This window comes from Microbacterium sp. zg.Y909, assembly GCF_024626565.1.
This window is the reverse complement of record NZ_JANJFJ010000193.1, coordinates 1-8382: the sequence shown is the minus strand read 5'-3', so window position 1 is coordinate 8382 and position 8382 is coordinate 1. Positions and strand designations below refer to the sequence as shown.

Below are 8382 nucleotides of genomic sequence, written 5' to 3'. Positions count from 1 at the left end.
AGATCCCGGACGCGAAGCTCGTCTACAACAACAGCCCGTCCTTCAACTGGACGCTCAGCTTCCGCCAGCAGGCCTACGACCTGCTCGCCGAGCAGGGCGAGGACGTCTCGGCCTACGACCGCGGCGATCTCATGAACGTCGCGTACGACGACACGGAGCTCGGCCGGCTGGCCGATGAGAAGATCCGCACGTTCCAGCGCGACGGGTCGGCTCGGGCCGGCATCTTCCACCACCTCATCACGCTGCCGACCTACCACACGGCCGCGCTGTCGACCGATGACCTCGCCAAGGGGTACTTCGGTGACGAGGGCATGCTCGCCTACGTCCGCGGAGTTCAGCGCCGTGAGATCCGCGAGGGCATCGCGACGGTCAAGCACCAGAACATGGCCGGGAGCGACATCGGCGACAACCACAAGGAGTACTTCGCCGGCGCGGCGGCCCTCAAGGCAGGCGGCGCGCACAACACGATGAACCAGTTCAGCTGAGCGCCAGAACGACAGCGGCGGATGCCTCGGACCACCCGGTCCGGGGCATCCGCCGTTTCCGTTCCTCGAAATGTCGATTTCCCCTGCCGCCGAACCGACGCGTTGTCGTAACGTCACTCCCAACGAAAGGCGACGCGATGCGATACCTCATGCTGGTGCTCACCGATCCGGAGCTCGAGACCCCCGAAGAGCCGCCCGTGTCGATCGAGCAGTGGGTCGACGAGGTCTACGGCACCGACCGTGCCGTCGAGGGCGACCGGCTGCGGCCCGCGTCCGAGGCGAAGACCATCCGACGGCGTCGGCGCGAGGTGATCGTCAGCGACGGCCCGTTCGCCGAGGCCTACGAACTCATCGGGGGCTTCGACGTGCTGGAGTGCGACACCCTCGATGAGGCGGTCGAGCTCGCCTCGCGGCATCCGATGGCCACCGCGGGGGTCATCCAACTGCACCCCGCCTGGCCACTGGACCTCTGACGTCGCCGCAGGTCAGCCGAGCGCGCTGCGATAGCGGCGCGGCTTTCCCTCGCCGAGGTCGGCCGGTCGCTCGACGCGCTCGAGCGTGAGCGGCCGGCCGAGGAGGGCGTGCAGCGCCCGCGCCACGGCATCCGCGTCGCCACCGGCGATGCGGGCCGAGACGCGTCCGTCGGCCGCCTGCTCGACGCTCCAGCCCAGCACGCCGTGGGCCTGCAGCTGCTGGGTGAGGTCGACGCACGGCACCAGGCGACCGTCGGCGGCGGCGAAACGGGTGTGCTCGCGCCCCTCCAGGTCGGCGATCCCGCGCGCCCCGTCGGCGAGGCGCACCAGCCGCCCGAAGTCACCGGTGCGGTAGCGCACGAGGGGAAGCAGCGGGTTCTCCCCCGCCGTCACCACGATCTCGCCGACGTCGCCGTCGCGCACCGGCCGCCCGTCGTGGTCGAGCGTCTCGACCACGACCCGCCGATCCAGCACCCGGAAGGGACCGTCATCGGTGCGCACCGCGATCGGTCGCGTCTCGTGCAGGCTGTACACGTCGAACACCGGGCAGGCGAACGTCGTCTCGAGTTCGGCGCGGAGGGGTGCGGACAGCGCCATCGCGCTGGAGAACAGCGCGAGCGGACGCACGACGGCGCGCAGGTCGTCGGCGAGCAGCTCCGCCAGGCTCGTCGGGTTGCCGGTGAGCACCTGCGGGTCGGCCTCGGCGAGGAACCGCGCCCGGGCACCGGCATCCGTCCACGCCCGCTCGTGCAGGTTGATGCGCGCCATCGCCCGCTGGCCGAAGCCGCTCACGAGCGAGACGTACGTGAACGCATCCCGCTGGTGCACGAGATGGGCCAGGGCGAGGCGCTCGCCGTCGGGCGCCCAGCCGACACCGGCATCGCGCACCAGTGCGACGAGATCGTGGAACCCGCGGGCGACCTCCTCGACGTCGTCGGGAATGAGCAGCGCCGCTCCCGTGGAGCCCGAGCTGGTGCCGTGCACCATGCGGTCGAGGTCCGCGTCGAGCGGCACGAACGACGCGAGGTCGTCGACGAGGTGGCGCCGCGTGATCGGGGGGAAGTCCTCGAAGGCATCCAGCCCCGGCATCCGCCGGTAGTAGAGGAGCCGCCGCGCCGTTGCCAGGTGCTCATCGAGCCACCCCGCGGTGGGCAGCGGCCTTCGTGCCCGGTCGGTCATCTCGGCGGTCAGGCGATCCCCCGTCGCGTGCGTCCACGCCGGGGCGCTCGGATGCCGCCGCCACCGCGCCAGCCGGGCGGCGCCGTCGGCGTCCATGGTCGGCCACCGCTCCGCATCGGTGAGCACCGCCGCGGCACCGGGCGTGTATTCGTCGAGGACCAGCGGATCGCGCTCGTCGCGGTGCGCAGCGGTCACCTGGACCGCTCACTCACTGGTGTATCTGGCCGCCGCCTCGCGCGCGCGGGCCTCAGACAGGCGGCGGGCGATCTCGGACCGGTGACGGTGCTCGGCGTAGGCCTCGGCGAGCGCGGCGTTGCGGCGCAGCGAGTCGCGTGCGTCCAGCAGCGACCGCGCGGTGTCGATGCTCTCGCCCGCCGGAAGGAAACCGGCCCACAACAGGAACGTGCGCGCCGCCTCTTCGCGGCGTTCGTCGTCGCTGATCCAGTCGAGCGGATCGACGATCGGGGCCAGTCGCAGCGCGAGGGCATCCACCGCCATGGCGCGGTCGCCGCCGACGAGGGTGGGCGTGAACGGCTCGACGACGTCCTCGCTCGCGATCAGCCACAGCGCCACCGACGCTCCGAGCTGCACGCGCGCATTCTGCGTGACGGAGAGGCACCGCAGCGGTTCGCCGAGGATGTCGCCGGCGAGTGCAGGCAACGAGATCCGTGCGTCGAGGAACGGGCGCGGCACGCTGGACAGCCGGGAGGCGACGGCCGCCAGCGACGGGCCGGGGCGGGCGGACCGCCAGGCGTCGTCCTCCGCCGGCGCGCGCTCCGCCCACGCCGCGAGCAGATCGTCGATGTCAGCCATGCAGTGCCTCCGCCAGACGCGCGCACACCGCGGGCGCGTCGGCCATCGTCTTCAGGAACAAGGTGTCGTAGCCCACGCCCGCCGCCACGTGTTCGATACGTCGGGCGCGGTCCATCAGGATGAGCGTTCCCGAGGTGAGCTTCGTGCGCGTGGCCGCCGCCACGTGCGCGTAGATCTCGTTGCGCACCCCGAACATCGACTCGAGGCCGTCATCCGAGAGCACGACGAGGTGCCGGCGCACCTCCTCCGCCGGTGGCGGCAGCGGGGCGTACCTCCGCTCGAGCAGGTCGAGCGGAAAGGTCGTGCCCCCGGCGAAGAACCACGCGAGGTCGCCCACGATCCGCGCGGGGTCGCGCGAGAATGCTTCGTCGCCGGCCACCTGGCCGGAGCCCGAGAAGCTCGTCACGCGCACCCGCCCGCCGCCGCGCAGGACCGAGAGCGCGAGGATCGTTCCGGCGAGTACCGCGGGGGAACCGTCCCGAGGGTCGGGCATGGAGCCGGACGAGTCGACGTACAGGTCCAGGGCGATGCTCGACTCCTGCGGCTCCGGCTCATCGTCGAGGAACGAGCGGCGCCGAGTCGTCACCCCTGGGACGATGTCCGCGCCGGCCTGCAGCGTCGCCGACCAGTCGATGTCGGCGAGATCGTCGCCCAGCTCCCACGCTTCGAGCGGACCGGGCAGTTCGGGGACCGGCCGCGCGGGGCGACGCTGGCGGAGGGGCCTGACCCAGGGCGTGGCCTCGAGGCGGTACCACGCGGCCGTGACCGCCTCGGCGTCGACGGTGGAGTAGAGCTCGAGGGTGCGGGCCAGATCCAGGCTCTGACCCGGGGCGTCGCCCGCGCGGACCGTGCTGCGCCCCGTCCCGCGTGCGGGCTCGCGCCCGGAACGGTCGGGAAGAGCACCCGAGAGCCGGCGATCGGCCAGCACCCGGCCGAGTTCGTCCGGCGTGGGCGCTGCCTCATCCGCCGCGCACCCGCCGGGTGCCCCCGCGATGCCGGGACCACTGCGGCGCTCCGCCTCCACGAGATACGGCGCAGCGAGCACGCCGAACCGCAGGGCGCCGCCGACGGGGTCGACGGCGAAGGTGCGCACGAGTCCCGCGAGCAGGTCGGCGTCGAGCGCGGGGCGCGTCGTGATGACGCTGTCCAGCTCCGCCGCGATGCGCGCCGCCTCCCGGCGCGCATTGCGCAGCATCTCCTCACTCATCCGACGGTGCGCCGGGATCTGATCCAGGGGCACCTCGTCGAAGGCATCCACCGCCCGCGGCCCCGGCGGCGCCGGCGGCTGCGCAGCACACAGGGTCGCGGCGGGCAGATTCCACACCAGCTCGTAGGTGCGCAGGTACACCCACCACAGCCGGTGCGGGGTGTCATAGGAGTCGCGGTACAGCGCGCGGGACAGTCGGATGATCCCGGGCTCGGGCTCTCCGTCGCGGCGGCGCTGCAGCATGGCGACGCGCGCGTTCACGAGCAGATCGGTCCAGAGGTTGGACAGCAGCGCCAGGTCGTCCTTGCGAATGGCGTCCGCTCCGGATGCCACGAGGGCGCGTCCCAGCTGGTGGCGGATCTTCAGCGCGTCGATGCGCGTGCTCGGCGCGAGCACGTGGTGGCCGATCTCGTGGGCGAACACGCTCTCCATCTCGGCCGCACCGCCCATCTCACCGACCATGGCGGGGTCGACGACCACCACGGGCGGAAAGGAGAACCACGCCGGCGCGCCGCGTTCGGCTCCTGCGCCGGGCCGCAGCTCGGCGTCGTGCATGCGCACTCCCCAGAGGGCGAGAGCCCGGGTCCAGGCATCACGCGTCGCGCCGTCCAGCGGTATCGTCGCCGGTGCCGGCGAGGTGGGGGCCGCCTCCGAGCTCACGCGGCATCCCACACGTGGACCCACGCGAGGTACGAGCTGGGCGTGCAGACGATCGACGCGGCCGAATCGGATGCCGGCGGGGCCTGCGCGATCGGGTCGCCGTCCGTGTCGTCCATCCTCACCAGACGGTGACCCCACACGTCGGCGTCCAGCCGCCACCACTCGTCGCCTGCGCGGATCGCGAAGGCGCCCGGTTCCGACAGCGGCACGCCCAGCTCGGGCGGCATGATCCAGGCGCCGCCGAGACCGGCGAAGCCGCCGACGGCGCAGACGTACCCGCGCGCGGCGGGTCGCCGCGGCCACCAGAAGCGGTCGGTGCGCTGCGCCGCGGCGAACGCCGCCACCGATTCCACGCCGTCCAGCCCGAGCGTGCGGCCGGCGGCGAGACCGGCGCCGCCGGCCACCAGCGCGTCGAGCCTGGTCAGTGCGTCATCGCGGTAGGCGAGCGCTCCGGCGCGCCATGCCGCAACGGCCGCGTAGCTCAGCAGCTCATCGCGATCGGGGGCGGGCCTCTCCTCCAGCGCAGCCGCCAGGCCGGCGCCGAAGAGCGCGGGGTCGCCACCGGCGCGGCGGACGTTCTCGGCGGCGAGGGCGACATCGAATCCGGCCAGCTGAGGCGGACCGCCCAGCGGCGCCTCGGCGTTCGCGAGATGGCCGGGCCGATTCACGATTGGGTCACCACCCACTTCACATACGCGGTGTAGCGCTGGTGCAGGTACTTGAGCGTCGTCAGATCGTCGAAGTCACGCCCGTACAGCTTGCCCGTCGCCGCGATGGACCGGATGCGCGCCTCGATCTCGGTGAGGCGGCGGGAGGCCTCGACGCCCGAGACGCCGTCCAGGCCGGCGTCGAGCTGTGTCAGCAGGTCGCGCACGGGGTCGTCGCTTTCACGGCCGAGCGCGTCGAACTGGCGGCAGGATTCGGCGAACAGGTCGGCGAGCCAGCTCACCGGATCGGTGGCGAGTTCGCGTTCCGCGCCGATGTCGAACCGCGGGTGCGTGGTGTTCGGAAGCAGCTTGCCCCGCAGCACGAACGGCAGCATCGCGGTGACGTCTTCCACGCCGACCGCGTCGGCACCACGGAACCACGCCATGGCCTTGGCGTAGAGGATGAGGGTCTGCATCGCCCGCACCGACAGTCCGTTGATCGTCTGGGCTCCGAGGTCGGCGGCGAGGTCAGCGCCCGTGTTGACGTCGATGATCTCCGCGACCCGTCCGCCGGCCGTCGTGACGGTGTCCTTCGTGCGGTACTCGAAGCGGCGACCGCCGTGCTGCACGAACTCGAAGTGGCTGAGGAAGAACTCCAGCCGCCGGCGCACCGCGGAGGGCAGCGGCACGGCACGGATCGCGGCGCGCATCCGCGCGTGCTCCTCGGGCGAGAACACCAGCTCCTCCGGCACGTGCTCCTCGGGCTTCTCCCCCGCCTCGACGCGGGTGATCAGCTCGTCGAGGAACCGGCTGTTGAAGCTCGCCGACTGCACGGTCACGTCCATGCGGTCGCGCAGCGCCTGGATGACCGGGAACGTGCCGCCCCCCGCGTCGTCGTTCGCCGTGAAGAACCAGCTCTCCACGCCCCGGTGGGGGTTGGTCCGGTGCATCTGGTCGTGGCTCTCGACATAGCCCTCCGCGACCATCGTCAGCAGGGCGGACTGCGTCTTGGTGGGGATGCGGTTGTACTCGTCGATGATCTTCACCGGGCGCGTCAGCCACTCGCGCCAGGCGATCCCGATCTCCGCCAGGCTCGACGCGTTGATGAGGTCGCGCGGCAGCGGGATGCCGACGAGGTCGCTGATGGTGAGTTGCGGCTGCCCCTGCTGCACGCCGCGGCGGACGTCGTCTGCGGATGCTCCCGCCAGCACGCCCATGAGCACCGCCACTGTGGTCTTGCCCCGGCCCGGCCCCCCGATCATGAGGCACTTCCCCCCGACCGCGAAGGTCAGCAGCGGCAGCAGGACGTTCGACGAGAACGACGCATCGGTGGGGAGGGTCAAGACGGCGCCGGCGTCGCCCAGCGCGTAGGTCAGCGGCGCGCCAGAAGAGAACTCGATGTCGTAGTACGGCGAGATGACGGCCCTGTTGACGATCCAGTAGTACGTCTGGCGCAGCTTCTCATCGAGCGCGGCGTGGCGTTCCTCGTCGGGCGCGCGGAACAGATCGTCCGCAGTGAGCTGCGCCACGCCCGCAGCGTGCGCGGGAGAGGTGGGCGAAGCCGAGACTCTGTGCCAGCGGTCGGACATCGCGCCAGCCTACCGGCCGGTCTGCCGCGCCAGCGCGCGCTGCTCCTCGTGCGGCCGATCCCCCAGCGGGCGCGCGAATGCCAGCCGGCGGGCGACGACGTCGCGGATGAGGGGGACGGATGCCGCGACGCGCTCGGCGACGGTGCCCCGCACCTCCGCCCAGGGGGTGTCCTGCCCGGCGAGCGTCTCTCGGAAGCGGTCCTGCATCGCATGACGGATGTGCTCGCCGTCGCGCATGCCGTCCTGCACGAAGGGGATCTCGTCCCCTGTCAGGAGATAGAGGTCGGGCGCGTGGGCGGCTGCGCGCTCCCGCAGCCGCGGCGCGTCGACCCCGACGTACCGCTCGTGCCAGAGCGCCGTGGCGAGGACGTCGGTGTCGCACACCAGCACGGGCGCCGGGACGCGGCGCAGGGCGTCGCGCTCCAGCGCCATCTGGCGGTCGGCGATGAGGTCGAACTCATCGGTGCGCCACGGGGCGATGAGCCCCCCGTCCCGCGTCAGGGAGTGCTCGCGTCCGTACTCGGGAACCCAGAGCGTGCCCAGCTCTGCGGCGAGCGCCTCGGCGAGGGTGGTCGAGCCGGTCGATTCCGCGCCGAGCACCACCACCCGCGCGGCGAGCGACGCCCGCACGGCCGGCGCGAGCTCGCCCCACTGCCCCGCCGGGTCGCCGCGCACTGCGGTGCCCGACACGGGGTTGAGCCGGCGCTGCGGGTCGACCTGCACCCACGCGGCCCCGAGCCGTCGGGCGAGCTCCTCCCCGTACTCGTCGGAGGTGAAGACGGCATCCACCGGCGCGTCGAGCAGCCCCGCGATGATGGCGGTGTGCGCATCCCACGCGGTGGAGGACTCGAAGTCGATGGGGGTGTCGTCCAGCTTCGAGACCACCCGCACCCGGGGGTGCTCCTCAGCGACCCACTGCGCCCTCACCTCGACCGGGATCGACTCCACGGACGATCCGATCACCTCTACGGTGACACGCGCGCTGGAACGCTCCGCCGTGCGGATGAGGTGCCCATGGCCGGCGTGCAGCGGGTAGAACTTGCCGATCACCAGTGCGTGGCGGTAGGGCGCACTCACGCGCGCGCCGCCACTGCGGCATCCGCCGGTGCCGTGGCGTCGGCCGCCCGCTGCACGCGTCGCCACGCGCGCAGGCTGAACACGCACAGCACGATGAAGAGGGCATACAGCGCGGCGACGATCCACAGGCCGGTCGCGATCGACAGCGCGACGAAGGCGATGTCGACGCCGATCCACACGTACCAGCTCTCGATCCACTTGCGGTTGAGCATGTACTGCGCCACGAGGCTCGCCGAGGTGGTGGCGGCGTCC

The 8382-nt window shown here is 72.3% G+C and carries 8 protein-coding genes and 1 pseudogene; 2 read left to right on the top strand and 7 right to left on the bottom strand.

What is annotated here, in order from left to right:
- Together NQ160_RS14010 and NQ160_RS14005 are read left to right on the top strand one after the other, a co-directional pair.
- A pseudogene (locus NQ160_RS14010) lies at nucleotides 1-485 on the top strand (isocitrate lyase); the annotation flags it as partial.
- 137 nt (nucleotides 486-622) lie between these two features.
- Nucleotides 623-958, top strand: coding sequence for a YciI family protein (locus NQ160_RS14005; protein ID WP_257515826.1), 336 nt, complete (start codon nucleotides 623-625; stop codon nucleotides 956-958).
- Between the two features lie 12 nt (nucleotides 959-970).
- Here NQ160_RS14005 and NQ160_RS14000 read toward each other — a convergent pair whose 3' ends face one another.
- From NQ160_RS14000 to NQ160_RS13970, 7 genes are all read right to left on the bottom strand, one after another.
- Nucleotides 971-2332, bottom strand: a complete 1362-nt coding sequence (locus NQ160_RS14000; RefSeq protein ID WP_257515825.1) for a CoF synthetase — start codon at nucleotides 2330-2332, stop codon at nucleotides 971-973.
- A gap of 9 nt (nucleotides 2333-2341) precedes the next feature.
- The gene (locus NQ160_RS13995) at nucleotides 2342-2950 is read right to left on the bottom strand and encodes a phosphohydrolase (RefSeq protein WP_257515824.1); all 609 of its coding nucleotides are present in this window, start codon (nucleotides 2948-2950) and stop codon (nucleotides 2342-2344) included.
- Nucleotides 2943-4817, bottom strand: coding sequence for a VWA domain-containing protein (locus NQ160_RS13990; RefSeq protein ID WP_257515823.1), 1875 nt, complete (start codon nucleotides 4815-4817; stop codon nucleotides 2943-2945). Before NQ160_RS13990 ends, NQ160_RS13995 begins: the two co-directional genes overlap by 8 nt.
- Complete coding sequence (locus NQ160_RS13985; protein WP_257515822.1) at nucleotides 4814-5485, bottom strand: potassium transporter Kef; 672 nt, start codon at nucleotides 5483-5485, stop codon at nucleotides 4814-4816. Before NQ160_RS13985 ends, NQ160_RS13990 begins: the two co-directional genes overlap by 4 nt.
- Entirely contained in the window at nucleotides 5482-6993 is a 1512-nt protein-coding gene (locus NQ160_RS13980; protein ID WP_257515821.1) for an AAA family ATPase, read from the bottom strand. Before NQ160_RS13980 ends, NQ160_RS13985 begins: the two co-directional genes overlap by 4 nt.
- Before the next feature lie 69 nt (nucleotides 6994-7062).
- A complete protein-coding gene (locus NQ160_RS13975) occupies nucleotides 7063-8130 on the bottom strand; it encodes an AAA family ATPase (protein WP_257515820.1) in 1068 nt (355 codons plus the stop codon).
- On the bottom strand, nucleotides 8127-8382 hold a 256-nt coding region (locus NQ160_RS13970), incomplete at its 5' end, for a nicotinamide mononucleotide transporter family protein (RefSeq protein WP_257515819.1). The genes NQ160_RS13970 and NQ160_RS13975, both read right to left, overlap by 4 nt.